Below are 25,619 nucleotides of genomic sequence, written 5' to 3'. Positions count from 1 at the left end.
CGTCTCAATCAGGATACGGCCTTTTGGGGTGTTTGGTTCCAAAATGGTTGCCATCCCGGGGGAAATTGCGTTAAACGAGTTCCAGACGAATTTCCCTGCCAACAACACTCGCCGCCTTGTGCAGTGTGGTCAAAGTGATGGAATTGTTCTCAGGGTCAAGAAGCCGGTCGAGAGAAGCTCTGCTGGTATTCATCCGCCGGGCCATTTCGGCTTTAGTCAGCCCTTTTTGGTCCATTGCGGATGCAATCTGCCGAGCTACGACGCGCTTGATGGCATTCGCGCTTACCTCTTCGTAGATGCCTTCTTCCCGAAGCCAGCTATCAAACGTGGATCCAATGTTCTTCTTTTTCATGCGCGATCTCCCTTCATGCGCGCAGTTTTACCGCCCCGAGCTTCCGAACCCTTTTTCCGCCCGCGACGAGGCTTCCAGCGCTTCCGTTTCCTCAACCACCCCTGTCAGCACCGGAACCGGAATCATCTGCGCGATCTTTTCCCCTGCCTTCAGCTCAACGTCAGCCAGGCCGAGGTTTGTCAGCAGAATCTGGATTTCCCCGCGATATCCGGCGTCAATCACCCCGCCGGTCGCGGCAATTCCCCGAGAGGCCATGGAAGACCGGTCCCGCACCAGCAGCCCCAGCGCCGCGCCGGTTTCCGGGTGTCTGGCCTCTACGGCAATCCCCGTGCGGACGCGCACTGTGGCGTGCGGAGCAAGTGTTACGCCTTCCAGCGCAAAGACATCGTAGCCCAGGTCTTCTCCCGGGTGCGCCACCACTGGCAGCTGGGCGCCCTCATCCAGACGTTTTACTCGAAGCATGAAGTTGATGATACCGGAGCAGCTTTCAGCTATGCTCACAAGCAAGGAAAGTACCGCCTAACCGGAGCACACCCATGAGCGAGATTCATGCCGTAGAGATAGCCTTTCTTCTGCTGCTGTGCTTTGTCGTGATCTTCGGCATCTTTGCGCGCAAGCTTTCCACCCCGTATCCCATCGTCATGGTCCTGGGCGGCCTGGCGCTCAGCTTCGTGCCCGGCATTCCACATATTGAGCTCAACCCGGACCTGGTCTTCCTCATCTTCCTGCCGCCGCTGCTCTATTCCTCGGCATGGAACACCTCCTGGCGCGACTTCAAGGCCAATCTTGTCACCATCCTGCTTCTTGCCTTCGGCCTGGTCGTCTTTACCGTCGCCGGCGTCGGCCTGCTCGCGCCCTTCGTCTTTCCCGGCTTCGACTGGCGTCTCGGCATGCTCCTCGGCGCGGTTGTTGCGCCCACGGACGCTATCGCCGCCAGCGCCATTGCGCGCCGCATCGGCCTGCCGGAGCGCATCGTGGACATCCTTGAAGGCGAGAGCCTGATCAACGATGCTACCGGCCTGCTTGCTCTCGAGTTCGCCCGCCAAATCATCGTCCAGGAACGCATTCCCACCGTCTCGGAAGGCCTGCTGAAGCTTCTCTGGCTCACCGTCGGCGGCATCCTTGTAGGTCTCGCCATTGGCTGGGTCATTGAGCAGATCGAGCGGCGCCTGGAAGACGCCACCATCGAGATCACCCTCAGCATTCTTGCCCCCTATGTGATCTATCTCGCGGCAGAAGAGCTTCATGCCTCAGGTGTTCTTGCCGTCGTCACCGCGGGGCTTTATTTAAGCGTCAAATCGGCAACGTTCCTCTCGCCTGCCACGCGGCTCAAGCTCTGGTCCGTCTGGGAATCGCTCACCTTCATCCTCAACGGCGTGGTCTTCGTCCTCATCGGGTTGCAGTTCCCGCAGATTCGCGGCTCAATCCATGAGTACGGCCTTGGGAAAATCATTCTCGACGGCGCTCTCTTCAGCCTTATCCTGATTGCCTTGCGGCTGGCGTGGGTCCTTCCCGGCTCGCACCTCGCCTTCTGGTTCAATACGCGCGTGCTCAATCGCCGCCTGCCCCCTCCCCGTCCACGAGAGGTCTTCGTGGTGGGCTGGACCGGTATGCGTGGCGTCATCTCCCTGGCCGGCGCACTTGCCCTGCCGATCGTGCTCATGGACGGCTCGCCCTTCCCTTACCGCAATGCCATTGTGCTGCTCACTTTCTGCGTTATTTTCGTCACGCTGGTGCTACAGGGGCTTACCCTGCCTCCGCTTGTCCGCTGGCTCGGTCTGTCCGGCACAGATGGGCCGAACTGCGAGGAACTGGAGGCCCGCCGCATCGTAGCAGGCGCTGCGCTCACCCATCTCACCGGGGCGCGCGAGCGCGACAACATACGCAATGAGGATCTCTATGACGATCTCATCGACCACTACCAGAACCATCTGGCGAGCCTCGACCTAGACAATCAGGAGGCTACGAAAAAGCACGTCGACTACACCGAGCTCTCTCTGGAAACCCTGCGCATCGAGCGTGACACTGCCATCGGCCTGCGCAATGAAGGCCGCATCAATGACGCCGTACTGCGCAGAATCGAGCGAGAACTGGATCTGAGTGAATCGCGCCTCACCGCCTACGGCAGCGAAGACTAAGTCTTCTCTGTTCGCTGATCCCTATTCCCTGTTGCCTGCTTTCCGCTACACTGACGCACAATGCGGCTATCCTCTTTCATCACGCGCTGGATGTTTCCGGCCCTGCTTCCGGTGCTACTGCTCGCCCAGATTGCTTCGGCGCAGGTCCCGGCCGCGCCCGGAACCGCCAAAGCTCCGGTCTCACCTGTCATTCCCGGCTTAAGTGTTCCGTCGCAAGCCGCGGCGCCCGCCGTGCATGAGCAGAGCAACGACGACCCCTTCGGCCGCTCCACGCCACGCGGCACCGTGCTCGGTTTCATCAAGGCAGCCTCCAGCGACGACTACGACACCGCCGTGCAATATCTCGACACCAGGCAGCATGGCCAGCTGGCCCGCAAACTTGCCCAACAGCTCAAAGAAGTTCTCGATCGCGATGCCTCGATTGACCTGGCCAGGCTCAGCCGCAAGCCCGAGGGAAGTCAGGCCAATCCCGAAAAGCTAAACGAGGAGCATGTAGGCTCCACATCCGCCGCCACCGGCAACCTTCCCATCCGGCTGACCCGCGTCAAACTGGGCGATGAGCCTCCCGTCTGGCTTTTCTCCGCCGCCACCCTAGCGCAGATTCCCGACGCCCATGACAACCTTACCGATCTCTCGCCGACGGAACAGAAGCTCCCTGGATGGCTGCAGGCTCGTTTCCTGACCGTCCCCATCTGGCGATGGCTTGTCCTGATCGCCGCCATCCCCCTTGTTCTGTTCATTGCTTCCTGGCTCAATAAGCTCTTTCACCCCATCTTCATGAAGTTTGCTAGGCGCGTCGCAGGCGATAAGGTCGCCGAGCATGTGCAAAGCATCCACCCACCGCTTCGCCTGCTTCTCATCGGTATTGTCCTGTTTATCTTCGGGACTTATCTGCCTTCAGTGCTCTCTCGCGCCATATGGCGTAACGTCGGTCTCGTCGTCATCGTCATCGGCGTCACCTGGTTCTTCACGCGCATCATCGGTGGCTTCACACAACTCTATGTGGCCAGGCTCAAGCGCCTTCAGTCCACCGACAAGATCGCCCTTGCTGGTCTCATCGGTCGCCTTTCACAGATCGGCGCGGTAATCATTGGCGCGCTTGTGCTGCTTGATATGCGCGGCATCAATCTCACTGCCGTGCTCACCGGCCTCGGCATCGGTGGCCTGGCCGTCGCCTTTGCCGCGCAGAAGACCCTTGAAAACCTCTTTGGCGGCATCATGATCATCTCGGATCGCCCCATCCGCATCGGCGATCAGTGCAAAATCGGCCTCGTTGAAGGCAATGTCCTCGACATCGGTTTGCGCTCCACGCGCATCCGCACCCCCGAGCGCACCATTGTGACTATCCCCAACGGCCAGCTCTCCATCATGAACGTGGAGAACTTTACCCTGCGCGACAAATATCGCTTCTACCACGTACTCACGCTGCGTTATGACACCACCGCCGCACAGATGCAAGCCGTCCTCGGCGGCATTCGCAGACTTTTCGAAGATGACCCCGGCGTCGAAACCCCCACCGCCCGCGTCAACTTCATTGCTATCCGGTCGTTCTCAGACGATATCGAAATCTCCGCCTACATCTTTGCCGAAAACCCCGTCCGCTTCTACGAGGCGCAGGAGGCCCTGCTCCTCAAAATCCTCGGCGTCGTCGAGTCCGCAGGCGCAGAGTTTTCTCTGCCCACGCAGGTCACCAAAATCGTCGGCGCAGTTCCGGCTACTGCCTCTGCCCAGCCTTCAAGTCCTCCTGCAGCCGCAGCAGGTTCTCCGGAAGCACGCGGATAACGCCTCGCCGCTGCGCATCGAGTGACGAGATCATGAAGAAGGCCAGCGCCACCATCAGCGGCAGCACCAGGCGCAGCACAAGCGACTGCCGTCCCGGCGCGCCGTAGCCCATCAGCAAGCAGCAGATCACGGCCAGCATTGCCATCAGAGTCCACGTCCCATCGGGAATGCGGTCCAGTGCAGCAGCCTGCGAGTAGCCCGATCGGCTGGTCACCGCATTCAGGCCCGCCACTACCTGCGCCATGACCGGGGTTGGCCTGGTACCGGCATTGCGTTCCACAATCGGCCAAAGCTCGCTTTCCAGCTTCAGCCGCTCGGCGCGGATCGAGGCTCGCTCCATCCGGTCGTCCGTTTCATGGAATGCAATACGCAACTGAATGTAGCGACCCAGCAGCGCGCGCACTTGCGCCGCATCGGCCTCCGGCAGCAGCCCCGCCAGCGAATACTCTGAGCTGATGGCGCTGGCCTCTTCTTCTTCGCAGTTCTTGCGCTGGTTATACCGGTCCATTGCGGCTGAGAAGCTGAAGCCGATAATCAGCGCCAGGATCGTGATACTTGCACCTGTAACCTGTCCCAGGGATCCGCGCTCGAATTTCCTCGCCGGTTCCGCCCGCCGTGCAATCCACGCGCCTGCCTCCACCGCGAGCCACAGAACGACCAGCGTTACGGCAAAGGTAAGGTACTCATAATCCGCCAGCTTGCCCATGTGAGCTCCCGTAGCAATGAGCATATCCGGTGTTCATCTATTTCTGGAGGAATTTGCCGCCACAAACCACATCTACAAACAAGGGTGTCTGAGCCCATTGGCCTGAAAGCGGAAACCGACAATGCAGCGGGCGCCGCGCCGGTGCTTCGTGAGGGGATTGCCCAGCCAAACCGGACAAACGAAGGAGAATTTCGCTTCCCCCATCTACAGTGTATCGCTCACCAGGGAGCTTGCGGGAAGCCCCGGATCATGCCGCATTATCGCCAACTGGAGCAAAGAAGCTACGGAAATGGGAGGTGCGATGACAGGACACGCGGTAGTGATTGCGGGAGGAGGTCCGACGGGTTTGATGTTAGCGGGTGAGTTGGCCCTGGCCGGCGTCGACGTCGCCATTGTCGAGCGGCGCGAAGGTCAGGATCTTGACGGCTTGCGCGCAGGCGGGCTGCACACGCGCACCATCGAGGTGCTTGATCAGCGGGGAATCGCCGATCGCTTCATTTCGCAAGGACAGATGATTCGCCGCGTGCCGTTCGCGGGCACCACTCTCGACAGCAGCGACCTCCCGACTCGCCACAGCTACTTTCTCGCACTCTGGCAGAGCCACACCGAGCGCATCCTGGCCGACTGGGTCGGCGAGATGAATGTACCCATCTATCGCGGACGCGAGGTGGCGGATTTCACACAGAGCGACAGCGGCGTCGACATCGAGCTCTCCGACGGCCGGTCGATGCGAGCAGAATATCTCGTCGGGTGCGACGGTGGCCGCAGCCTGATCCGCAAGAAAGCTGGTATCGATTTCCCAGGGTGGGATCCATCCACCAGCTACTTGATTGCCGAGATCGCGACAGCCCAGGAGCCAAAGTGGGGCATGCACCGGAATGAAAGAGGCATCAACGCTATCGTCAAACTCGAGCCGGGTGGAGACGACGGCAATGGGGCGCGCGTCGTGTTGACGGAACAGCACGTCGGCCAAAACGGTAAGCCGACCGTACTCGACGTTCGGGAGGCGCTTGTCGCTGTCTATGGGACGGATTATGGCCTTCGCACTGCCAGCTATATCTCCCGGTTTACGGATATGACCCGGCAAGCAGCTTGCTATCGAACGGGACGCGTGCTCCTGGCCGGCGACGCAGCGCACGTGCATTCTCCAAAAGGTGGGCAGGGACTCAACCTCGGGGTCCAGGATGCAGTCAATCTGGGGTGGAAGCTAGCGCAGGTGGTCTCGGGGACATCGCCGGAAAGCCTCCTCGATACGTACCATGCCGAGCGGCATCCGGTCGGCGCCCGCGTATTGCGCAACACGATGGCGCTGACCGCGCTCGATAACAGCGACGATCGTATCGAGGCTTTGCGCGAAATGATGTCCGAGCTGCTGCAAAAGGACGAAAGCCGCAAACAATACGTGGCGATGACGTCTGGTCTGGACATCCACTATGACTTCGGCAACGGGCATCCGCTGCTCGGACGCCGCATGCCTGACCTCGATCTGGTCGGTAGCGAAGGTCCGCTGCGGGTCTTCACTTTGCTGCACGATGCCCGCCCGGTACTGCTCAACCTCGGTGAGCCAGGCGGCATCGACATCGCGCGATGGGCAAGCCGGGTCAAGTTGATAGACGCCAGGCACGAGGGCGCCTTAGAACTTCCGGCATTCGGGGAGGTCACTCTTCCGACGGCCGTTTTGATTCGGCCCGACGGGTACGTGGCATGGGTGGGGGACGGGACCCAGCAGGGGCTCGGCGATGCTTTGACCACTTGGTGCGGACCGGCCGCGGCAATGTAACGCCCTGCCTTCACAGACCCGCTGCCGTTATTACCCTGCGTTCACAAAACTTCGCTTAAAATTGCGTGTTTTGCTATAGTGGAGCGCGGCCGCATTTGGAGCGCCCGAGACAGCCTTTTCGCTGAAAACAGCATCGAAGTTAACAGTAAGGAGATTGCAAAAATGAAGCTTTTCTCTCGATTCTTTTACGCGGCAGTTTTGACCGCGGTTCTCTCCGTTCCAGCCGCTTTCGCGCAGCAGAGCGACGCTGACCTTCAGGCCTCCGTGCAGAAGGCTCTCAGCAACTCAAGCTTCAAGGGTGTGCAGGTTTCCGTGCAAAACGGCATGGCAACACTGACCGGCAGCGTCGACTTGTACGATGCCAAGTCCAGAGCTGATAAGAAAGCCACCCACGTCAAAGGCATTCAGGGCGTCCGCAACGAGATTCAGGTCGGCGGCGAAGATATTCCTGACGCGCAGCTTCAAGACAAGCTCGTCAAGGCCGTCTCCTGGGATCGCGTGGGCTACGGCACTACAGCCTTCAACTCCATCTCAGTCGGAGTGCAGAATGGCGTAGTCACATTGGGCGGTTACGCCTACGGTCCCACAGACGCTGCCTCGGCAGTGGGTCTTGTGGAGAACACCAAGGGCGTCAAGGACGTGATCGACAACATCACAGTCAATCCGCCCTCGCCCATGGACGACCGTATCCGGCAAGCCACGTTTCGCTCCGTCTATGGCTTCCCCATGCTGAACAAGTACGCCATTGACCCGGCCAAGACGATTCGCATCCAGGTCTCCGGCGGCCACGTCACCCTCTACGGCGTCGTGGACAGCCAGGCGGACAAGAATGCTGCCGGCATCCGCGCCAACACCGTCCCCGGCGTCTTCAGCGTCGACAATGAGCTCCAGGTCGCCAATCAGCCGTCTGAGAAGAAGTAAGTCAGTGCCTCTCAGAGGCGTAACGCATCCGGGCCTGCCGCGCTACTCGCCGGTAGGCCCGATGTATTTTTGGCGGAGTTTCTAACCCTGGGAGACGCAGCGGCGGTCCAATCCTCTTTTGCAAAGATAGTTTGCATAAAATTACCTGCATCTGTGCCATACTCTTTTGAAGTGAAAAAGGCCCGGTCATCCATGACCGGGCCTTCGTATTTTCCTGCGGCAAAATGGTCTTCGACAGCATTTCAGCATGAATTGGAGCGCAAAAGTGCCGTTTTCACCGCATTTTGACCGCATTTTCGCACCCTTTTTTATGCGCAAAAATGGAAGTAAGTGTTTTAAAATAAATACTTTATGCCGGACTAAAATCAGAAAAAGCATGATTTTCGCTCGATACAGAATCTGTAATTCTGTAAATCTGTAAGCTAGTAGTAGTCTAAGCGTCTGATAAATAACCAGATAGAATTTCAGTGAACCGATTTCCCTTACAGATTCGCAATCCCAGGAGTGAATTTTTTCAAAACATGAGCGTATTGCGCTCATGTTTTATGAATCTCTAGTGCTATAGTTTCATCAGATGTTATGAAGGCTGGTGAGAAACCTTCCCAGCCCACTTAATCCATCTGGAGAACACATCATGGCCATCAATCGTTGGGATCCCTATCGCGAAGTCTTCACTCTCGAAAGCCGCTTCAAGCCGCTCTTCCGCGGTTTTGACCAGGGCGCAGCGTTGACTGCCGGTTTCGTGCCCGCTGTCGATATCTATGAGGATGCCGAAAAGGTCGTCCTCAAGCTCGAAGTCCCAGGCGTCGAAGAGAAGGACCTGGACGTGCGCGTGGAAAAAAACACCCTCACCGTCAAGGGCAAGCGCAGCTTCGAGAAAGAGGAGAAGGAAGAAAACTTCCAGCGCATCGAGCGCCGCTATGGCAGCTTCCATCGCTCGTTTACCTTGCCCACCAGTGTGGACGCGGAGAATGTCGACGCGAAGTACAATGCCGGTGTGCTCAAGCTGGAGCTCAAGAAGAAGCCCGAGGCCCAGCCGAAGCAGATCAAGGTGAACGTGGGCAAATCGCTGGCGGCGTAAGACTAGTGATCAGTTGATCAGTAAGCTCGGCCGGGGGAGCGCGTCCGTCTCTCCCGGCTGTAGATTTATGAAGAGCGCATCGGTTCGGGGGTCTTGCACGGTATGTTCGACTTATCCTTGGTTTCGTATTTGGGAGTGCCCGCAATTTCTCTAATTGCCGCCGGCATCGGCGGCTACTTCGGCGCATACCTCAAGCAAAAAGGCGAGAACCTTGCGACAAAAGAGGACATTGCTCAAATCACAAGGGCGCAAGAAGAGATCAAGGCCAAGATCTCCGACGACATTTGGGACAGGCAAAAACAATGGGAATTGAAGCGTGATGTTGTTTTCGATGTGATCCGAGCTCTGGCTGACTTTGACATGGCGGTGAACAGGTTCGGCGACGCATTTATGACTCCAACTGGAGTCCTTACCGAGGATGCAAGTCTGTATCTCAAGGGCATGAGGGCTAAGGCTCTCAAAGAATCAGTAGATTGCGGTTCTGCCTACCAGAGAGCGCATACTGTCGCAGACCTCGCAATACATGGAGCGCTATCGAGAGCGACCTCGGACTATCTTCAATACGCCAACAATTTGCTGGTCGGAATTCAAAAAGGAACGGTTCAATACGATTCCGAAGCCCGGTTGCAACTTGCAAAACTGCACAACGCGATAATCATCTCGGCACGAAGAGAGTTGGGCGTTCGCGAAGCTGACGATCTACCTGTACTTCGTTACCAAGATCTGTGTTCGGGTAGCGATACCGGCCATTGATCCCTGATCTCTGACCACAGACCACTGACTACTGGAGTTTTCATGGCCATCCGTTGGGACAAATTTACTGTCAAGTCGCAGCAGGCAATGCAGCAGGCGCAGAACCGCGCCGCCGATCTTGGCAATCCGGAGATTCTGCCGGCACATCTCTTGCTCGCGCTTGTCGAAGACCGCGAAGGCGTGGTGCCGGCGGTGCTGGAAAAGATCGGTGTGCCCATTGAGCGCCTCACCAGTGACCTGCATCAGGTGGAAGAAAAACTGCCGCGCGTCTCCGGTTCCAACACGCAGCCGAGCATCAGCCACGCGCTCAATCACGTGCTCGATCAGGCCTTCAAAGATGCCGACGACTTCAAGGACGAATATCTTTCCACCGAGCACATGCTTCTCTCCATTGCGCGCCAGAAGAACGACGCAGCACGCGACGAGCTCGCCGCCGCAGGCGCAACGCATGACGCCATCCTGAAGGCGCTCACCGCCGTGCGTGGTTCGCAGCGAGTGACGGACCAGAATCCCGAAGGCAAGTTCCAGGCGCTTGAGAAATACGCGAAAGATCTCACCGAGCTCGCCCGCCGCGGCAAGCTTGACCCCGTCATTGGCCGTGATGAAGAGATTCGCCGCGTCATCCAGGTCTTGAGCCGCCGTACTAAGAACAATCCGGTGCTCATCGGCGAGCCCGGCGTAGGCAAAACCGCCATCGTAGAAGGTCTTGCGCGACGCGTTGCTTCTGGCGATGTGCCGGAGATTCTCAAGAACAAGCGCGTCATCTCGCTCGATCTCGGCTCCATGCTCGCCGGCGCAAAGTATCGCGGCGAATTTGAAGACCGCCTTAAGGCCGTCCTTAAGGAGATCGAAGAATCGAATGGCGAAGTCATCCTCTTCATCGACGAGCTGCACACGATCGTCGGCGCGGGTGCTGCTGAAGGCGCCATCGACGCGAGCAACATGCTCAAGCCGGCCCTCGCGCGCGGCGAGCTGCGTGCCATTGGCGCGACGACGCTCAATGAGTACCGCAAGTACATCGAAAAGGATGCTGCGCTCGAGCGCCGCTTCCAGATCGTCTACGTCGGTGAGCCCAACGTGGAGGACACCATCGCCATTCTGCGCGGATTGAAAGAGCGCTACGAGTCGCATCACAACGTCCGCATCAAGGACTCCGCAATCGTTGCCGCGGCTACGCTCTCGCACCGCTACATCAGCGATCGCTTCCTGCCGGACAAGGCCATTGATCTCGTCGATGAAGCTGCCGCATCGCTTGCCATCCAGATCGGCTCTGTTCCGACAGAAATTGACCAGCTTGAGCGTGAAACCACCTCGCTTGAAATCGAGGCCACCGCGCTGCGCCGTGAAACCGACGAAAACAGTCGCGTCCGCCTCAATGAGGTCGAGAAGGAAGTCGCTGAGAACAAGGAAAAGATCACCGCGCTTCGCGCCCGCTGGACCACGGAGCGTGACGCCATCACGCGTCTCAGCGATCTCAAAAAGCAAATCGAATCACTTCGGTTTGAAGCTGAAGAGCAGACCCGCAAGGGCCAGCTCGACCGCGCCGCGCAGATTCAGTATGGCGACCTGCCCAAACTCGAAGCCGAGCTGAAGAAGCTGAACGCCGTTCAGGATGGCGCAGCATCCGAATCCACCGCACGCATGTTGAAGGAAGAAGTCGACGAGGAAGACATCGCCAAAATCGTCAGCAAGTGGACCGGCATTCCCGTCACCCGCATGCTCGAAGGCGAAGTCAAGAAGCTCGTCCACATGGAAGAGCGTCTGCGCGATCGCGTCATCGGCCAGGAAGCGGCTCTGACCGTCGTGGCAAACGCCATTCGTCGCTCTCGCGCGGGCCTGAGCGATCCGAAGAAACCCATCGGCTCGTTCATCTTCCTCGGACCGACAGGTGTGGGCAAAACCGAGACCGCGCGTGCTCTCGCCGAGTTTTTATTCGACGACGAGCAGGCAATGGTGCGCATTGACATGAGCGAGTACATGGAGAAGCACGCCGTAGCTCGCCTTATTGGCGCGCCTCCCGGCTACATCGGCTATGACGAAGGCGGCCAGCTTACTGAGGCGGTCCGCCGCCGCCCTTACGCCGTAATCCTGCTCGATGAGATCGAGAAGGCGCACCCGGATGTCTTCAACGTGCTGCTGCAGGTCATGGATGATGGAAGGCTGACTGACTCCAAAGGCCGCACCGTGGACTTCAAGAACGCCGTGCTCATTATGACCTCGAACCTCGGTGCTGCGATGCTTACAGGAGACGCGCTCAAGTCGGAACAAGACTTCGACATGGCGCGCGAATCCGTAATGCGCGTGCTCCGCGAGCACTTCCGTCCGGAGTTCCTCAACCGCGTCGATGACATCGTCATCTACCGGCCGCTGGGTCACGCGCAGGTCAGCGCAATTCTCGACCTCCGCCTCGATGATCTGCAGAAGCTTCTCGAAAGCCGTCAGATCAGCTTCGAGCTGACCGAACCCGCGCGGCAGTTGATCCTCGCCGCCGGATCAGACGCAGCCTACGGCGCAAGGCCCTTGAAGCGTGCGCTGCAGCGCATGATCCAGGACCCGCTGGCGATCAAGATCCTCGACGGCGAAATCCTCCACGGCGCGCACGTCAGAATCGACGTTGACCGCAAGACCAACCAGCTTCACTTCGAACCCATGAGCCGTGAGGCCATGGCGTGAGAAGCGGATTAACGCCGGGTGCCCCAGGTCTCGATTTTGAGACCTGGGATAGCACGAACCTCACGCAACCTTCGACTTACGCTTTTCCTCTGCCAGCAAAGCCTCGTGAATAATCATCTTCAGATAAGTCTGGTAGCGCAGTCCGCGTTCCGCCGCCTGCTTCTCAGCTATTGCAATATCGTTGTTAGGGATACGCATCGAAGTTGAGCGCGAGGCTATGTGTTTCGCTGCCGTGCCGATTCCCACGCGGCCTTCTTTTGTAGCCTTCTTGAATTCCTCAAGAAGCTCATCTTCGTGTGACTTCCACCAGACAGCCTCTTCGGCTTCGCTTGCGAATGTCTTATTTTTGAGTTCTTCCAACATTGCCGTTCCTTTTCTGCGATGAGAAGTAGCGCCGATAATTTTTGTTTGCTAGCCAGCCGGTGACAACGCGTAGCCGATCACCACGCATTGTAGAAACAATGATGAGGATTCGTCCGACATCTGTTTCACCGATCTGTGCCAACCGTTTCTCGCCATTACGAATCTCGGAACCTAAATCCACGGGGCGGTTAAATATAACCCGTTCCGCCTCTTCGGGTTTACATCATGCCCGGCAAGATGGGCGATATTCGCGTCATCCCAATCGAAATGCCTGTTGTTCATGCTTCTGTCTTTCCTGAGGACGCACTATAAATCATAGCTACAATGTAGCTACGTTGCAACTACTGCAGCAGCTCGACAATCGTCGCTCCTTGCCCGCCTTCGATCTGCTCGGCTTCTCGTAATCGTCGCCACATGCGCATGGCTCTTGAGAAACTTCCGCACGCCAAACAGGCTCCGCATCTCTGCGGAGCCTGTTTTTTGCGATTTCCTTTGGAGTAGAGAAGCTAGCGAGCGAGAGCGGCTTCAATGGCGGAGGTGACCTGAGGCGAGTCAGGCGTGGTGGCGGGCTCGAAGCGCGCTACCGGCTTGCCGTTACGGTCGAAGAGGAACTTGGTGAAGTTCCACTTGATGTCGCCGGCGAACTGAGGGTCCGTGGAGGCATCAGTAAGGAAATGGTAGAGCGCGATCTGGTCGTCGCCTTTGACGGAGACCTTGGACATCATGGGAAAGGTGACGCTGTACTTGCGTGAGCAGAAGGTCTTGATCTCTTCGTTTGTGCCGGGTTCCTGCTGTGCGAAGTTGTTGGCGGGAATGCCGACAATGACCAGGCCCTTGTCCTTGTACTTTTCGTACACGGCCTCGAGGCCCTTATATTGCGGGGTATAGCCGCATTGGCTGGCGACGTTGACCAGTAGTACTACCTTGCCTTTGTAGCTCTCAAGGCTGACGGGCTCGTTGTCAATGGATTTCAAGTTGAAGTTGTAAATGCTTTTCTGCTGCGCAGGGAGTGCAACTGAGGCAGCGCACAGCGCGAACATCAACGCTAGTTTTCTCATGGGACCTCCGCGGTCAATATACGGATTATTATCATGCAGCATGTGGTTAGACTGTCATCAAAATGTCGAAAAACCGCTTCAGCGTCGCAACGTAAAGGCATCAGTTTTGCCTAATTACTGGCGCAGTTCGACAATAGTAGCTCCCTGGCCGCCCTCAATCTGCTCCGCTTCCGCAATCGTCGCCACATGTGGATGGCCCTTGAGGAAATCGCGCACGCCACGCCGCAGAATCCCCGCGCCATGCCCATGAATTATGCGGACGCGCGGCAGGCCGGCCAGGAACGCGCGGTCCAGATACTTCTCCAGCTCCTCAGTCGCTTCATCTACCGTGCGACCAATGAGGTTGATCTCCATTCGCATGTCATCTGTATTCGCGTTTGTGACGGTGACAACGACATTCTTCTGCTTCCGCACTGCTTCCAGTGGGGTCTGCGAGGGAGCCTTTTCAGAAGCTTTTGGTTCGGTCAGCTCATCTCGTTTGACGCGCATCTTGATCGGTCCCAGCGCAACCTCGAAGACGTCTTTCTCCACTTCGCGCTGCACCACGGCAACCTTGTTCATGGACTTGAGTAGCACCTTATCGCCGGGCGCGATATGCCGTAACAGATGCGGCTGCGCATTCGCATCGCCCTCATCCGCGCCGGTGCGATGCGCCACAACGGTCTGGTTAAAGCTCTCCTGAAACTCGCGCCGCAACCGAGTCATGCGCCGCTCGGCTTCTTTTGAGAGCTTCTGTTGCGCTGCGCGGTCTTCAATAGCGCGTACATTCTCGCGCATCTGGAACTCGAATTCCTTCAGCAGGGACGCCAGCTTCTGCTCCAGCTCTCGTGTCTGCTTGCGGATCTCGATGTCTGCTTCGCGCTCCAGGCGCTTTCGCTCCTGGTTCAGCGCGTATTGCTGCTCGCGAGCTGCCTTGCGCTCGACTTCGAGTTGCGCCAGCTCGTTGTGCAGCTTGTCGAGGAAGCGGCCCAGATCAACCTGCTGCGAGCCGAGCCGCTCGCGTGCTGCTGCGACGATGCGGGAGTCGAGGCCGAGGCGCTCTGCTGTGGCGATGCCCGCCGAGGCACCGGGTACGCCAAGACGCAATTGATACGTCGGCACTAGAGTGCGCTCATCTACTCCAGCCGCTGCATTCAGGACGCCGGGTGTGTTTGCGCCGTAGACCTTGAGTGAGGTGTGGTGGGTCGAGATTAGTGTCCACGTTTGCGCGTCGAGGAAGAAGCGCGCGATGGCTACGGCCAGGGCGGAGCCTTCTTCGGGGTCGGTGGCTGAGCCGAGCTCATCGAGCAGGACGAGGGAGTGTGAGTTGGCGAGACGCGCGAGGCGATCGAGGTTGGTGATGTGTGCGGAGAAGGTTGAGAGGGCAGCTTCGATGGATTGCGCGTCGCCGATGTCGGCCAGGAAGGCGGTGAGGATGGGGAAGCTGGCGGTTGCTGCGGGAACAGGAATTCCCGCTTGCGCCATCATGGCAAGCAGGGCTGTCGTTTTGAGCGTTACTGTCTTGCCACCGGTGTTGGGGCCGCTGATGATGAGCTGACGCGCTTTGCCGGTTAGCTCGAGCGTGAGCGGGACGATGGAGCCTTGGTTGGTGCGGAGGCGTTTTTCCAGGAGCGGGTGACGTGCGGATTCAAGATGCAGGCGGTCGGGGTTGAATGTGGGCGCGATGCACTCAAAGTCGCGGGCGAAGCGGGCGCGGGCCTGCAGCGTGTCTATGCGGGCGAGGACGCGGGCGCCTTCTGTCAGGGGGTAAGCGTATGTGCCGACCTGGCGGGTGAGGGCGACGAGGATGCGATGGATTTCGGCTTGCTCCTCTTCGAGGAGGCGGACGAGTTCGTTGTTCTGCTCGATGGTTTCGAGTGGCTCGACGTAGACGGTCTGGCCGGAGGAGCTTGCGCCGTGGACTACGCCTGAGACGCGGCGCTTGAGTTCGCTGCGGACGGGAATGACGAAGCGGTCACCGCGGATGGTGATGACGTCGTCTTGCGTTGAACCGTCGGCGGAGAGCTTGCGGAGGGCGGCGCGCAGGCTTTGCTCGATTACGCGCTGCTGGTGCTCCTGCTCGCGACGGATGCGGTTCAGTTCCGGCGAGGCGTCGTCGGTCAGGGTGCCGTCAGGCATGAACTTGCGTTCGATGGATTCGGCCAGTGGCTTCAGGTTCATGGTGAGGCCGGAGGAGAGCTCTGTCAGTCCGGGGAGCCTGCCTGCGAGGCGGGCTGAGGGCTCGCGCAGCAGGCCTTGCCATGCTGCGATGCTGTAGGCCAGGCGGGCGATGGATTGGAACTCAGGGGCTTCGAGGGCGGCGTCTGGGATCTGGGCTTTTGCGGCTAACTGTGTGGGGTCGAAGAGACCGCCGAGCGGGACTGAGACTTGTTCTTCGAGGAGCAGGCGGAGTTCGGCGACGAGGCCGTGCTCGCGGGTGATCCATTCTTCGCTTGTGGAGGGGACCAGGGCGAGGATGCCTTCGCGGCCCACGGAGGAAGAGGCGTAGCCGGCGATCAGGGCGAGGAGAGGCTGCCATTCGAGGGCGGTGTAGTCGGCGTGGGCTACGGGAGACGGAATGGATAACAGCAGGGGCACATGGCTATTTTAGGGTTTGGCCCACAGAACCACAGATTCTGGTGGTAGGGAGGGGGGTGGGGGTAGATATGAAACACCACAGAACCACAGATTCGGGTGGTATCAGGAATTTTCTCTCATGCCGTAATCGTGTTCGCAGTGATACTTGTCGGCCTCGCGCTCGGCTCTTTCCTGGAGATAGGAGTCGGGGAGGGCAGGGAACATCTCCATGAATTTTTTATTGTCGGGCCGACTGGGATCGGGCTGCTTTTCAAGGGTGAGGATGAGTGTACGAAAGAGGGCAGAGACCGACATGTTGCGGCTTGCTGCGGTGACGCGGGCGTGGTGATAGACGTCATCTGTGACCTGGATGGTGATGTTGCGCATGGTTTGCTCCTGGGGGGTGTTCTGGATGGAAAAGAAAAGGCCCGATTCCGTGGGAATCGGGCCTTCTTTTTCTGCTCATTATTAGTGAAGCACAAATGGGGTTAATTCTACGCAAACTATTTGAGAGATTTTTAGGCTGGACTAGGGTTTGGAAAAAGCAAAAGCAGATCCTTCGACTCACCACCCCCAAACTGAAGAAAACGTTTGGGGTCCCGTTCGCTCAGGATGACACTTCTGTGAGGAGGGAGCGGCTACGCGCCGGATGATCCCGGCGTAGGGCGCTTAAGCAGCTTTTTTCACGCGCAGGGTGATGCGGAGTCCGGCGGCGGTGGCCATTTTCACCAGCATATCGAGGCCGAAGGCGTTGATTTTGCCGCGCATGAGGTTCGAGATGCGGGGCTGGGTTACGCCGAGACGTTTTGCGGCTTCGGCCTGGGTCCATTTCTCGTGCTTGATGTGATTTGTGAGCCTGAACATCAACTCCGAGCGCAGTTTCAGGTTCTCCCTTTTGACCGGATCAGGTTCAATGGCATCCCATACATTGTCGAAGGATTCTTCTTTCATCGGTGTAGCTCCTTGGCCAATTCTTTGTAGCGATGCTGGGCCGATTTGAATCAAGCGGCGCGCGGGAACTTCTCTATCTTTGGCCTCTTGCGGCGGCTGGCGTGCCACAGGTCGTACTGCTGTTGCAGGTCGAGCCAGAGGCCGGGTTCGGTTCCGAAGGCATCGGAGAGACGGAGAGCCATTGCAGCTGTAAAGGAGGCGTGACCGTTTAACAAACGAGAGAGAGTGGAACGCGCGACACGGAGGTGCTTTGCGGCCTCGCCTACGGGCAGAGCGCCGATGTATTCGCGCAGAATCTCGCCGGGGTGGGCTGGGTTGTGCATCATTCTGTCCATGGACTTCCTCCTTATGCAACGAGGACGCGGGCGTGCGACCGGCTTTTTGGAGCGGCTTCTACCGTGATTTTGATGTCCTGACCGAGGAGCAGGAGGAAACGCATCAGGCGCTCAATCGAAAAGCCGGTGAGATGGCCGCGGAGAAGGAGCGAAACCTTTGGCTGGTCGATTCCAAGAAGCTTTGCGGCCTTGGCCTGCGTCAGGCCGCGTTTGCGGATCAGCGTTGCAATCTTGCTGACGAGTTCTGCTTTGGCGAGCAGCTCCTCGGGATTGGGCAGGCCGAGATCGGCGAAGACGTTTCCGCTGCTGACCACGTAATCCAGTTCCTTCTTCGGCATTTTCAGGCCTCCTGCTCCCGATCGATTTCGATGGCTCGCTGCAAGCGCTGTTTTACGAGATCGATTTGAGAATGCGCTCGATCTCCTCAGCGATCACCGCTTGCAATGGTGGCAAAGCCAGTTGAACTGTATCCCAGATCAGCCTTGCGTCCACATCTTCGTACTCGTGGCGATAGATATTGCCCGCGCCCGCTATGTTTTTCCATGGGATATGCGGGTGACGCGCTTTGAGGTCTTCCGGAAGACGGCGGGATGCCTCGGAGATGATTTCCAGGCAGCGCGTGACAGCATACAAAGTACGGGCGTCGGTGCGGAAAGTCTCGAATTCGTATCCGGCGCTGAATTCGAGCGCGAGGCCGATGTGGCGCTCAATATCCGCAAGCACGTCCGCGACGTCAGAAGGCATAAACCGCGTCTTTTGCTGCCTGAGGCCGGATGCGCGATTTGAGAGCAGCGCCGTTGACCACATCGATGGGGCCGTCAAAAAGGGCTGCAATCTCGGACTTGAGACCGGCGTAGTCGAAGACAGTGAGATGGGCCGCGGGGTCGAGCTCGATGAGGATGTCGGTGTCGCTGTCTGCTCGCTGGGTGCCACGCGCACGAGAGCCGAAGAGCGCGGCGTGGGCTACGCCGCGCGCTCGCAGCAGGCTCTCGTGCTCTTTCAGACGGTTGATGATCTCTTCGCGGTTCACGGCATCGGTTCCTGCAAACAGGATAGCGCGAAATTGGTGGGATGGGATGTGCGGCTGGGAAGGGTTCGTGCTATCCCATGTCCCAGAACCAGGGACCTGGGGCACCCATCGGTGTAGGTGGAACTAGCCTCCTAAGACCTGGGCGACCTGCCGCGGAGGGGTGGGGAGTTACCGGATTGGTTGGAAAGGAAAAGGCCGGGAGATTAAGGTTTGTGGTATCCCAGGTCCTTAACTGCAAGGACCTGGGGCACCCATTTGTAGAGGTGGAACGCACTTCAAAAAACACATGAGTGCAACAAGGGATGACGGTCTGAGAAAGAGAAGTATATTCTTGCGCAAATGCCTAACGAACTTGTCCGCTTTCATGAGACAGGAAATTTCCATTTCCTGACCTTCAGTTGTTTTCATCGGCTTCCATATCTGGATTCCGTGGAGGCGAGGGAGATTTTCGAGCGGAGCCTGGAGTCGATTCGGGGGCGGTATCGATTTGTTGTTGCGGGGTATGTGGTGATGCCGGAGCATGTTCATCTGCTGGTGAGCGAGCCACAAAAGGGATTGCTGGCAAGGAGTGTGCAGGCGCTGAAGCTATCCGTTTCTGTGCAACGTGAGGAACGGCCCTTCTGGCAGACGAGGTACTACGATTTCAATGTACATAGCGAGGAGAAGCGGGCGGAAAAGCTGCAGTATATCCATCAGAATCCCGTCAGACGCGGACTGGTGGAGAAACCGGAAGACTGGTTGTGGTCGAGTTTTCGACACTATATGACTGGAGAGAGCGGAAGGGTTGAGATTGAATCCTTCTGGACGGCTGCGGGAAGGGGTGGGGAGTTACCGGATTGGTTGGAGAGGAAAAGACCGGCAGGTTGAGGTTTGTGGTATCCCAGGTCCTCAACTGCAAGGACCTGGGGCACCCATCGGTGTGGGTGGAACAAGCTTCCTAAAGACCTGGGCCACCCGCCACCCAAATTGTGGCTGTATCGCGCCGCCCAGATTATGGCTGGCCCCCCGCCCATCTTCTTGTATTTAAAACCTAGGTAACCATAGTATGTTACTATGGTAATAAGTGGAGGGTTTGGAATGAGGAAATACTATCAATTAGCAGCCGAACCACAAGTCGATCAATATTCGAGAAAGCTCGAATCCGTGAATTTCATCGCATCGGATGGACCATCTAGACACTTGCACAATTATCAGGTGTCTGAGCGGCTTCCCATTGATGGGCTGATAGTGATTCTGGCTCTTGGTGCAAATGGTGCCGATGAAATTGAGTTAGGCATAAGGTGGAACAAAGAACTCAAGCTTGGCAAGAAAATCAATATGGGCTGGTATGATGCCAAGTTTCTTGTCGACGCTGTTGGCTTCAAACCTAAAAAGACCAAATGTCGCGAACGTACTTAAAGACTAATGTTCAATAGGAGGCCGATATGCGACTGTTCAAGGAAGTCTTATTCATATCCGTCTCCGCTGTAGCTATAAATTTAATGGGTTGTGAGGGGATTTCGACTAATAGCGCGAATCCTGCTTCTGCTCATGTTGCAAATCAGCCAACTGCACAATCTTCCGTTCGGGCTCTAACTAAAGAGGAAATTGATTTGTGCACCGGTCGAAATGATCTGGCTACCATCGAACGATCCACTGCGTTTAGGTTAAGTGGAGACATGCGTCCGATCTGGATCGTAACTGGGAAAATATCTAATTCTTGCAGCTATGACTTAAAAGATGTCAAAATCCGCATCACAGCTTACAGAAAAAAGCATGTCGAAGATATTTTGGATACCGCCGATTTTACGATCGATAATGTGCCAGCATACAGTGCACGAGGTTATCGGCGTGAGGTTCAGTTGATGATCCAGCAGGGACAGTTTGAGTGGACATACGATGAAGTAGCAGCAACCTCAGATACACGCGGAAAATAGAATTTAGTAGCCCCTGCTTCTGAGTAATTGTTTCGATACCAACACATCAGAATTTTAGACGTCGACGTAGCCAAAGCAAAACGGCGGGCCATTGGCCCGCCGTTTTGCTTTAGTGATTGATTTTGTTTAAGCCTTGGCGGGGACGAGGTTGCCTAGTTTCTCCTGGACCATTTCGTTGGCGTGGGCGAAGAAGTCTTCCGTGCTGATCTTACCTGCGTCTACGTCGGCTAGGATTGCCTTTTGGGCGATGTACTCGCGGTTGACTACGCCGGCTTTGGACTGGAGCATGCGCCATGCTTTGCGGCGTTCTACGCAGAACATGACTAACTGACGGCTGAGGGCGTAGTAGGTCTTTTTGCCTTCGTTTTCTACCGTGAGGTATACGCCGAAGTCGGGGATGAAGGAGCGGTGGCCCTGGATCAGGTAGCGGCGGTAGACGACGTCCTGCTGCGTGATGCGGACGAGCATGTTGTCGAGGGTGATGAGCTTCTCGGCTTGTTCGGGCTTGACCTTGCGCAGGTGGTTGCGGAAGCGGGCTTCTGTGGTGCACCAGTGGGCTACGGTGTAGCGGCGGGTTTCGCCGGTGGCCTTGTCCTTGGTCTCGTACCAGTCGAGATCCTTGGCGGGGTTGCCGGTGATGTCGAGCGCTTCCTGATAGCTCTCGCCCTTGCGCGGATCGAAGACGAACTCCGGTGCGCCGCGTGAGTCGCGGACGCGCTGGGCCTGGTGGAGCGCCATGTCGTCTGCTACGCCGTGCTCCGGCTGGCAGGTGGTGAAGGCCTGCAGGAACATGGTGCCGCGGTACTCAAGGCCGTCGAGAATCGCTCGGTAGAGCTTGGGCGCGTTGGCCATGGAGACCTGTGCGATGAACGGCGAGCCGTGGCCGGCGAGGAAGGTTTCCGCGACGGTCTTCTTCTCAGTGTTTTTGCCCTGCGTGGCTGCGCCGAAGGTGTTCATATCGCCGCCGCCGAGCATGGGGGTTGAGTCTGAGTTCTGGCCGCCGGTGTTGGAGTAGACCTGCGTGTCAAGCATGAGCGCCTTGACGTTGGGGCGGTTCTGCAGGATGACCTTGGACATGTTCTGGTAGCCGATGTCGCCCATGCCGCCGTCTCCGCCGACGACCCAGACCTTGGGGAGTTCGACGATTTCCTGGTCGGTCATGAGGGCGTCAGTGAAGTGCGTGAAGTGGTAGTAGGTTTCCGCGGTGAGGCCCTGGCCGGTGAGGATGGTGTCCGTCAGGCGCTCGGGGAGGACGGAGCGGCGGGCGTGGTCGACGATGAAGCTTTCGCCCATGAGCCAGCCGATGGTGATGCCGTCCTGGAAGAGTGAGTTCATCCACGGATAGGGGTGCGGATTGTTGGGCGTGGTGGAGCCGTAGACCGTGTTGCAGCCGGTATGCGCGGCCATGGCCATGACGTTCATGCCGTTGGCGAGGCGGCCATCGACGGGCTGGAGGCTCTTGTGGTTGAAGGCTTCGGTGAGAAGGACTGCCGCAAGGGCTTCGATGAGCTGCGCGTCAGTGGTTTCGCCGTTTTGCTTCTCGTAGGCTGCGATGCGGCCCTTGGTGTCCTTGTCGTCCTCGCCGCCGAGGCCGAGGATGAGGTGCTGTACTCCCTGCTTGAGCAGGGCGTACGCGGCGGGGTCGGATTCCTTGAGTGCCGCTAACTTGGTTGCGCCTTCCTTTTCAAGCTGGCCGGCTTTCGAAACGAAGCGGTCGGACTTGGCATGGTAGACGGGGCGCATGTAGGCTTCCGTCACTGCGGCGATGGAGCGCAGGACTGACTTTTCACCGCAGCCGGCGCAGGCGCCGTCGCCGGAGACGAGAGCGTCGTAGTTGGTGCGGACCATGAGCATGTTGCGCAGGGTGGCGGTCTTCGAGTCGGCCGGGTTGGCGGCGTTGAAGAGGCCGAGGTACTTCTGCGATGTGTCGGGCAGGAGATTGAGGAAGGCTGTGCCGGTTTCGTGCTCGGTGTTGACCTCTTCGGTTTCAGCCACCATCTTGAGGGCCATGTGATCGCCGCAGGCGGTTACGCAGGCTGCGCAGCCTTTGCAGAGATCGCTGACGAAGATGGAGAAGATGCCGCCGGAGCCGGGCGACTTGCGCTCGGGTGAGGAGAAGATGGCGTTGACCTTCTGGTAGGCCATCGGGACCTTGTCGATGATGGTGTAGAACTGCGCTTTGGATTCGGCGCTGAAGCCGTTTACGCCTTCTGTGACTTCCTTCAGGATCGTCGGAAGCGGCGTGCCTTGCTTGATGTCGGTGAGCATGCGCGCGCGGGTCTGCTTTTCGATCTCAGGCAGGGCGGTGATGAACTTGCGGCGCTCGCCGTCGTCGGTGATGTAGCGAGTGACGGCAGTGGTGAGCAGCGTGCCAAGATCCTGCGAGGTGTTGGGAAGCGCTGTGTCGGGGCAGACCGAGATGCATTCCATGCACTGGGTGCAGTTTTCGGGAATGTAGAGCGGGGTTTCGCGGCGGGCTACGTACTTGCTGGCCGTGTCGCCGGTGGCCGCGGCGATGACGCCCATGGCTGAGAGCGGCGTGGCCGGCTGATCGTAGCCGAAGTGCGAGCGGAACTCGGCGTCAAAGGCGTCAATGGATGAGATGGGCGTGCGGGCGGCCTGGCCTTCTGGCGGCGGTGTGCTGCGGCAGCCGCCGGTGGTGCATCCGCCTCCTGCGCTGCCTTCCGAGTGTGTCGCGAATGCGGGGACGGCTTCCAGGATGGGCAGCAGAGCCTGGCCGCGGAGGGTGGAGCGATCGGCAGCAGCGAGCTCGCCGACCTTGATCTCCTGCACATGCTCGAAGCCCTGCGTCATGACTTCCATGTTGGAGTTGACGACGGCTTCGCCGAGCTTGCCGAACTTCTTGACGTACTGCTTGCGGACGACGTCGCGGTACTGCTCCTGCGTGATGCCGAACTCCGTGAGCAGGCTGGAGACGGCGAAGAATGCACCGAGGAAGGCGTTGCCCTGCATGCGGAGCTGGAGGTCGGCGCGGTCGGTGGCTTTGCGGGCGATTTCAAAGCCGGGGAGGGTGAAGACGCGGATGTTTTTCTCGATGATCTGCTTGCGGGCCCAGATGGGGAGGTTCTCCCATGCGCGCTCGCCGTCTACGTCAGATTCCCATACCAAAGCGCCGCCCTCCTGAATGCCGTCGAGGGGATTGGTGTGGGTGAAGGCCTTGGGGTCGCAGCAGAGGACGGTGGTTACGTGGCGGAGATCGCAGTTGACGCGGATGCGGTCCTTGGCGGCGACCATGAAGTAGCTGGTGGGCGCGCCCTTTTTCTCCGAGCCGTACTTGGGATTGGCGCTGACGTGGATGATTTCCTTGGGATTGCCGAACTCATCGACGACTTTATCGCGCTCGTAGAGGAGGTCGTTGAGGTCGCCGATGATTGCGCCGAGGTTTTTGCCGGTGGTGATGGCGCCCCAGCCGCCGATGGAGTGGAAGCGGACGGCGACTGCGCCTTCGGGGAGAAGGGAAGGCATTTCGTCGGCGACTACGGAGTAGGGATGGTCAATGCCGAGGACGATGAAGCTTTCGTTGTCGGCTGCGGTCTTGCCGTCCTTGCGGGCGCGGCCTTCGACGGCGAACTGGTATGCGCCGATGATGTGCTCGGGGCGGAAGTCGCGGGAGCCGAGGCCGTAGGTGCCGGCGTAGATGCGAGGGACTTCGGCGAGCTCGATTTTGGGGATGCCGGCGGTGCCTTGGACGGCCTTTGAAAGCGCGGTGCGGATGTCGCGGCCCAGGGGATTGTCGCCGGAGAGGGCTTCGTCTGTGCGCTCGAGAATGATGACGTTCTTCTTGCCACGGAGGGCTTCGACTACTGCGGCTTCCGGGAAGGGGCGGATCACGTTTACGTGGATGGAGCCGACGCTGGCGTTGCGCGTCTGGCGCATGTAATCGACGGCGGCTTCAATGTTTTCCGCGGCGGAGCCGAGAGAGACGAATACGGTGTCAGCGTCTTCGGTCTTGTACTTGGTGACGAGGCCGTAGTAGCGGCCGGTGAGGTCGCCGAAGTCTTTGTAGGCGGCTTCGAGGAACTCCAGGATGGGCTCGGCGAAGTTGTTGCGGCGGGCGACGATGCCCTGCATGTAGTGTTCCTGGTTCTGGACGGGGCCGAGGAGGATGGGGTTGGCGAGATCCATCATCTTGGGGACGCGGCGGCGGGTGGGTCCAAAGAGGACGCGCTGCGCTTCTGTGGGGCAGTCGATGACGTCATCGGGGCGGCCGAGGTACTCGCGGATCAGGTCGGATTCATGCTTGTAGAAGGTGCGCTCGAGGTGGCTGGTGAGGAAGCCATCCATGATGTTCATGCCGGGGGTGAGCGAAAGCTCGGTGACGCGGCGGAGGATGAGGGCCTGGTCGGCGGCCTGCTGCGCGTCCTTGCCAAAGAGCATGATCCAGCCGGTGTCGAGCGCGCCGTAGATGTCGTCATGGCCGCAGTGCACGTTCAGGGCGTGCTTGGTGAGGGCGCGAGCGCCGACTTCGAGGACCATGGTGGAACCCTTGCCGGGGGCGTGGTAATACTGCTCGACACCGTAGACGATGCCCTGGCCGGAGGTGAAGTTGACCACGCGCTTGCCGCAGACGGAGTGGGCGATTGCGCCGCCCTGGGCCGCGTGCTCGCCTTCGGTTTCAATGGCGATGGTGTTGCCGCCAAAGACGTTCAGGTGGCCTTCGGCGTAGGCCTGCTGGAAGAGCTCGCCGCCCTCGGTGGAAGGCGTAATGGGGTAGAAAACGCCGGCGTCGGCAATGCGGGTCTCAGTATGGTAGGAGACGAGCTGGTTGCCGTTGGCGGTAATGCGGATTCCGGGATAGCGAGCTTTCATGGAGTTCCCCCTTGGTATCAATCCTGATCTATCTGTATTTCCTGCTTAAAACTCTTGCTGCATAAGAACTTGCCGGTTCTCTGGCCGAAGCGAGCTCACGGCGAATTCAGACCGATTTGTTCCCATAAACCTGTTATCTGGCCCACTGCGGCCTGAACCACTGTCTGAACAGTCTAGTGGGCGTTGCAAACAGGGGGAAAGCGCGTCGAGAAGGCATTTCCCGCATTGCAAGCTATCTATAAGTATGTACTCTTCTTCGTGGTACGGCGTTCCATAATATGGTAAATGATCGGTTTTTGAGAACTATTTCTGTGGGGCGTTGGGGCGGCTTTGTGGGATGGCGAAGTGGCGTGAAGAGGCTGCTGTGGGAGGAGTGCCGTTCTCTATCTATCGC

23 protein-coding genes are annotated in these 25,619 nt (G+C 58.5%); 10 read left to right on the top strand and 13 right to left on the bottom strand.

The features are described from left to right. Positions 1-70: 70 nt before the first annotated feature. Both VO84_RS06695 and VO84_RS06690 read right to left on the bottom strand, forming a co-directional pair. Positions 71-352: a helix-turn-helix domain-containing protein gene (locus VO84_RS06695; RefSeq protein WP_058186709.1), complete on the bottom strand. Its 282-nt coding sequence runs from the start codon at positions 350-352 to the stop codon at positions 71-73. A 27-nt stretch (positions 353-379) separates the two neighbouring features. Further along, on the bottom strand, positions 380-814 hold the full coding sequence (locus VO84_RS06690) for a dUTP diphosphatase (protein WP_082662034.1): 435 nt from the start codon (positions 812-814) through the stop codon (positions 380-382). A gap of 74 nt (positions 815-888) precedes the next feature. Between VO84_RS06690 and VO84_RS06685 the strand changes: the two genes are divergently transcribed. Together VO84_RS06685 and VO84_RS06680 are read left to right on the top strand one after the other, a co-directional pair. Beyond that, positions 889-2,490 (top strand): Na+/H+ antiporter, encoded by a 1,602-nt coding sequence (locus VO84_RS06685; RefSeq protein ID WP_058186705.1) that lies wholly within the window; start codon positions 889-891, stop codon positions 2,488-2,490. A 60-nt stretch (positions 2,491-2,550) separates the two neighbouring features. After that, on the top strand, positions 2,551-4,272 hold the full coding sequence (locus VO84_RS06680; RefSeq protein WP_082661786.1) for a mechanosensitive ion channel family protein: 1,722 nt from the start codon (positions 2,551-2,553) through the stop codon (positions 4,270-4,272). Here the strand turns inward: VO84_RS06680 and VO84_RS06675 are convergent. Beyond that, positions 4,205-5,002 (bottom strand): bestrophin-like domain, encoded by a 798-nt coding sequence (locus VO84_RS06675; protein WP_058186701.1) that lies wholly within the window; start codon positions 5,000-5,002, stop codon positions 4,205-4,207. The two genes, VO84_RS06680 and VO84_RS06675, sit on opposite strands and share 68 nt — an antisense overlap. A 265-nt stretch (positions 5,003-5,267) precedes the next feature. Here VO84_RS06675 and VO84_RS06670 point away from each other — a divergent pair, with 265 nt between their 5' ends. The 5 genes from VO84_RS06670 to clpB all read left to right on the top strand — a co-directional run bounded on the left by VO84_RS06670 (position 5,268) and on the right by clpB (position 12,186). Beyond that, positions 5,268-6,758, top strand: coding sequence for an FAD-dependent monooxygenase (locus VO84_RS06670; RefSeq protein ID WP_058188620.1), 1,491 nt, complete (start codon positions 5,268-5,270; stop codon positions 6,756-6,758). 162 nt (positions 6,759-6,920) lie between these two features. Further along, entirely contained in the window at positions 6,921-7,679 is a 759-nt protein-coding gene (locus VO84_RS06665) for a BON domain-containing protein (protein ID WP_058186699.1), read from the top strand. 634 nt (positions 7,680-8,313) lie between these two features. Next, positions 8,314-8,760, top strand: a complete 447-nt coding sequence (locus VO84_RS06660) for an Hsp20/alpha crystallin family protein (protein WP_058186697.1) — start codon at positions 8,314-8,316, stop codon at positions 8,758-8,760. A 102-nt stretch (positions 8,761-8,862) separates the two neighbouring features. After that, a complete protein-coding gene (locus VO84_RS06655) occupies positions 8,863-9,513 on the top strand; it encodes a hypothetical protein (protein WP_058186695.1) in 651 nt (216 codons plus the stop codon). Positions 9,514-9,555: 42 nt separating this feature from the next. Next, complete coding sequence (gene clpB, locus VO84_RS06650) at positions 9,556-12,186, top strand: ATP-dependent chaperone ClpB (RefSeq protein WP_058186693.1); 2,631 nt, start codon at positions 9,556-9,558, stop codon at positions 12,184-12,186. Positions 12,187-12,246: 60 nt separating this feature from the next. On the opposite strand, the gene VO84_RS06645 is transcribed toward clpB, so the two are convergent. From VO84_RS06645 to VO84_RS06605, 9 genes are all read right to left on the bottom strand, one after another. Next, positions 12,247-12,549 (bottom strand): hypothetical protein, encoded by a 303-nt coding sequence (locus VO84_RS06645; RefSeq protein WP_058186691.1) that lies wholly within the window; start codon positions 12,547-12,549, stop codon positions 12,247-12,249. Positions 12,550-13,055: 506 nt separating this feature from the next. After that, positions 13,056-13,607: a glutathione peroxidase gene (locus VO84_RS06640; protein WP_058188619.1), complete on the bottom strand. Its 552-nt coding sequence runs from the start codon at positions 13,605-13,607 to the stop codon at positions 13,056-13,058. A 114-nt stretch (positions 13,608-13,721) separates the two neighbouring features. Continuing rightward, the gene (locus VO84_RS06635; RefSeq protein ID WP_058186689.1) at positions 13,722-16,184 is read right to left on the bottom strand and encodes an endonuclease MutS2; all 2,463 of its coding nucleotides are present in this window, start codon (positions 16,182-16,184) and stop codon (positions 13,722-13,724) included. Between the two features lie 102 nt (positions 16,185-16,286). Next, positions 16,287-16,550: a hypothetical protein gene (locus VO84_RS06630; protein ID WP_058186688.1), complete on the bottom strand. Its 264-nt coding sequence runs from the start codon at positions 16,548-16,550 to the stop codon at positions 16,287-16,289. Positions 16,551-16,832: 282 nt separating this feature from the next. Further along, on the bottom strand, positions 16,833-17,114 hold the full coding sequence (locus VO84_RS06625; RefSeq protein WP_058186685.1) for a helix-turn-helix domain-containing protein: 282 nt from the start codon (positions 17,112-17,114) through the stop codon (positions 16,833-16,835). Between the two features lie 50 nt (positions 17,115-17,164). Next, the gene (locus VO84_RS06620; RefSeq protein ID WP_058186683.1) at positions 17,165-17,449 is read right to left on the bottom strand and encodes a HigA family addiction module antitoxin; all 285 of its coding nucleotides are present in this window, start codon (positions 17,447-17,449) and stop codon (positions 17,165-17,167) included. 11 nt (positions 17,450-17,460) lie between these two features. After that, a complete protein-coding gene (locus tag VO84_RS06615) occupies positions 17,461-17,787 on the bottom strand; it encodes a helix-turn-helix domain-containing protein (RefSeq protein ID WP_058186681.1) in 327 nt (108 codons plus the stop codon). Positions 17,788-17,839: 52 nt separating this feature from the next. Next, positions 17,840-18,193: a HepT-like ribonuclease domain-containing protein gene (locus VO84_RS06610; protein WP_058186679.1), complete on the bottom strand. Its 354-nt coding sequence runs from the start codon at positions 18,191-18,193 to the stop codon at positions 17,840-17,842. Further along, a complete protein-coding gene (locus VO84_RS06605; RefSeq protein ID WP_082661785.1) occupies positions 18,183-18,479 on the bottom strand; it encodes a nucleotidyltransferase family protein in 297 nt (98 codons plus the stop codon). Before VO84_RS06605 ends, VO84_RS06610 begins: the two co-directional genes overlap by 11 nt. Positions 18,480-18,818: 339 nt before the next feature. On the opposite strand from VO84_RS06605, the gene VO84_RS06600 reads away from it, so the two are divergent. The 3 genes from VO84_RS06600 to VO84_RS22430 all read left to right on the top strand — a co-directional run bounded on the left by VO84_RS06600 (position 18,819) and on the right by VO84_RS22430 (position 20,395). After that, the gene (locus VO84_RS06600) at positions 18,819-19,346 is read left to right on the top strand and encodes an REP-associated tyrosine transposase (RefSeq protein WP_058186677.1); all 528 of its coding nucleotides are present in this window, start codon (positions 18,819-18,821) and stop codon (positions 19,344-19,346) included. A 210-nt stretch (positions 19,347-19,556) separates the two neighbouring features. Next, positions 19,557-19,877, top strand: a complete 321-nt coding sequence (locus VO84_RS06595; protein ID WP_058186675.1) for a hypothetical protein — start codon at positions 19,557-19,559, stop codon at positions 19,875-19,877. Positions 19,878-19,903: 26 nt separating this feature from the next. Continuing rightward, positions 19,904-20,395 (top strand): hypothetical protein, encoded by a 492-nt coding sequence (locus VO84_RS22430; protein ID WP_157439764.1) that lies wholly within the window; start codon positions 19,904-19,906, stop codon positions 20,393-20,395. Between the two features lie 126 nt (positions 20,396-20,521). On the opposite strand, the gene VO84_RS06585 is transcribed toward VO84_RS22430, so the two are convergent. Next, positions 20,522-25,225 (bottom strand): 2-oxoacid:acceptor oxidoreductase family protein, encoded by a 4,704-nt coding sequence (locus tag VO84_RS06585; RefSeq protein WP_058186671.1) that lies wholly within the window; start codon positions 25,223-25,225, stop codon positions 20,522-20,524. Positions 25,226-25,619: the final 394 nt, after the last annotated feature.

This window comes from Occallatibacter gabretensis (assembly GCF_001449115.1).
Taxonomy (GTDB): domain Bacteria; phylum Acidobacteriota; class Terriglobia; order Terriglobales; family Acidobacteriaceae; genus Telmatobacter; species Telmatobacter gabretensis.
The sequence above is the reverse complement of the archived record's forward strand: the minus strand, read 5'-3'. Positions and strand labels throughout refer to the sequence as shown.

Bases quoted from the DNA above. Each gene is read 5' to 3' on its own strand.
- VO84_RS06695 (WP_058186709.1), bottom strand. From the start codon at position 352: ATGAAAAAGAAGAACATTGGATCCACGTTTGATAGCTGGCTTCGGGAA.
- VO84_RS06690 (WP_082662034.1), bottom strand. From the start codon at position 814: ATGCTTCGAGTAAAACGTCTGGATGAGGGCGCCCAGCTGCCAGTGGTG.
- VO84_RS06685 (WP_058186705.1), top strand. From the start codon at position 889: ATGAGCGAGATTCATGCCGTAGAGATAGCCTTTCTTCTGCTGCTGTGC.
- VO84_RS06680 (WP_082661786.1), top strand. From the start codon at position 2,551: ATGCGGCTATCCTCTTTCATCACGCGCTGGATGTTTCCGGCCCTGCTT.
- VO84_RS06675 (WP_058186701.1), bottom strand. From the start codon at position 5,002: ATGCTCATTGCTACGGGAGCTCACATGGGCAAGCTGGCGGATTATGAG.
- VO84_RS06670 (WP_058188620.1), top strand. From the start codon at position 5,268: ATGGGAGGTGCGATGACAGGACACGCGGTAGTGATTGCGGGAGGAGGT.
- VO84_RS06665 (WP_058186699.1), top strand. From the start codon at position 6,921: ATGAAGCTTTTCTCTCGATTCTTTTACGCGGCAGTTTTGACCGCGGTT.
- VO84_RS06660 (WP_058186697.1), top strand. From the start codon at position 8,314: ATGGCCATCAATCGTTGGGATCCCTATCGCGAAGTCTTCACTCTCGAA.
- VO84_RS06655 (WP_058186695.1), top strand. From the start codon at position 8,863: ATGTTCGACTTATCCTTGGTTTCGTATTTGGGAGTGCCCGCAATTTCT.
- clpB (WP_058186693.1), top strand. From the start codon at position 9,556: ATGGCCATCCGTTGGGACAAATTTACTGTCAAGTCGCAGCAGGCAATG.
- VO84_RS06645 (WP_058186691.1), bottom strand. From the start codon at position 12,549: ATGTTGGAAGAACTCAAAAATAAGACATTCGCAAGCGAAGCCGAAGAG.
- VO84_RS06640 (WP_058188619.1), bottom strand. From the start codon at position 13,607: ATGAGAAAACTAGCGTTGATGTTCGCGCTGTGCGCTGCCTCAGTTGCA.
- VO84_RS06630 (WP_058186688.1), bottom strand. From the start codon at position 16,550: ATGCGCAACATCACCATCCAGGTCACAGATGACGTCTATCACCACGCC.
- VO84_RS06625 (WP_058186685.1), bottom strand. From the start codon at position 17,114: ATGAAAGAAGAATCCTTCGACAATGTATGGGATGCCATTGAACCTGAT.
- VO84_RS06620 (WP_058186683.1), bottom strand. From the start codon at position 17,449: ATGGACAGAATGATGCACAACCCAGCCCACCCCGGCGAGATTCTGCGC.
- VO84_RS06615 (WP_058186681.1), bottom strand. From the start codon at position 17,787: ATGCCGAAGAAGGAACTGGATTACGTGGTCAGCAGCGGAAACGTCTTC.
- VO84_RS06610 (WP_058186679.1), bottom strand. From the start codon at position 18,193: ATGCCTTCTGACGTCGCGGACGTGCTTGCGGATATTGAGCGCCACATC.
- VO84_RS06600 (WP_058186677.1), top strand. From the start codon at position 18,819: ATGCCTAACGAACTTGTCCGCTTTCATGAGACAGGAAATTTCCATTTC.
- VO84_RS06595 (WP_058186675.1), top strand. From the start codon at position 19,557: ATGAGGAAATACTATCAATTAGCAGCCGAACCACAAGTCGATCAATAT.
- VO84_RS22430 (WP_157439764.1), top strand. From the start codon at position 19,904: ATGCGACTGTTCAAGGAAGTCTTATTCATATCCGTCTCCGCTGTAGCT.
- VO84_RS06585 (WP_058186671.1), bottom strand. From the start codon at position 25,225: ATGAAAGCTCGCTATCCCGGAATCCGCATTACCGCCAACGGCAACCAG.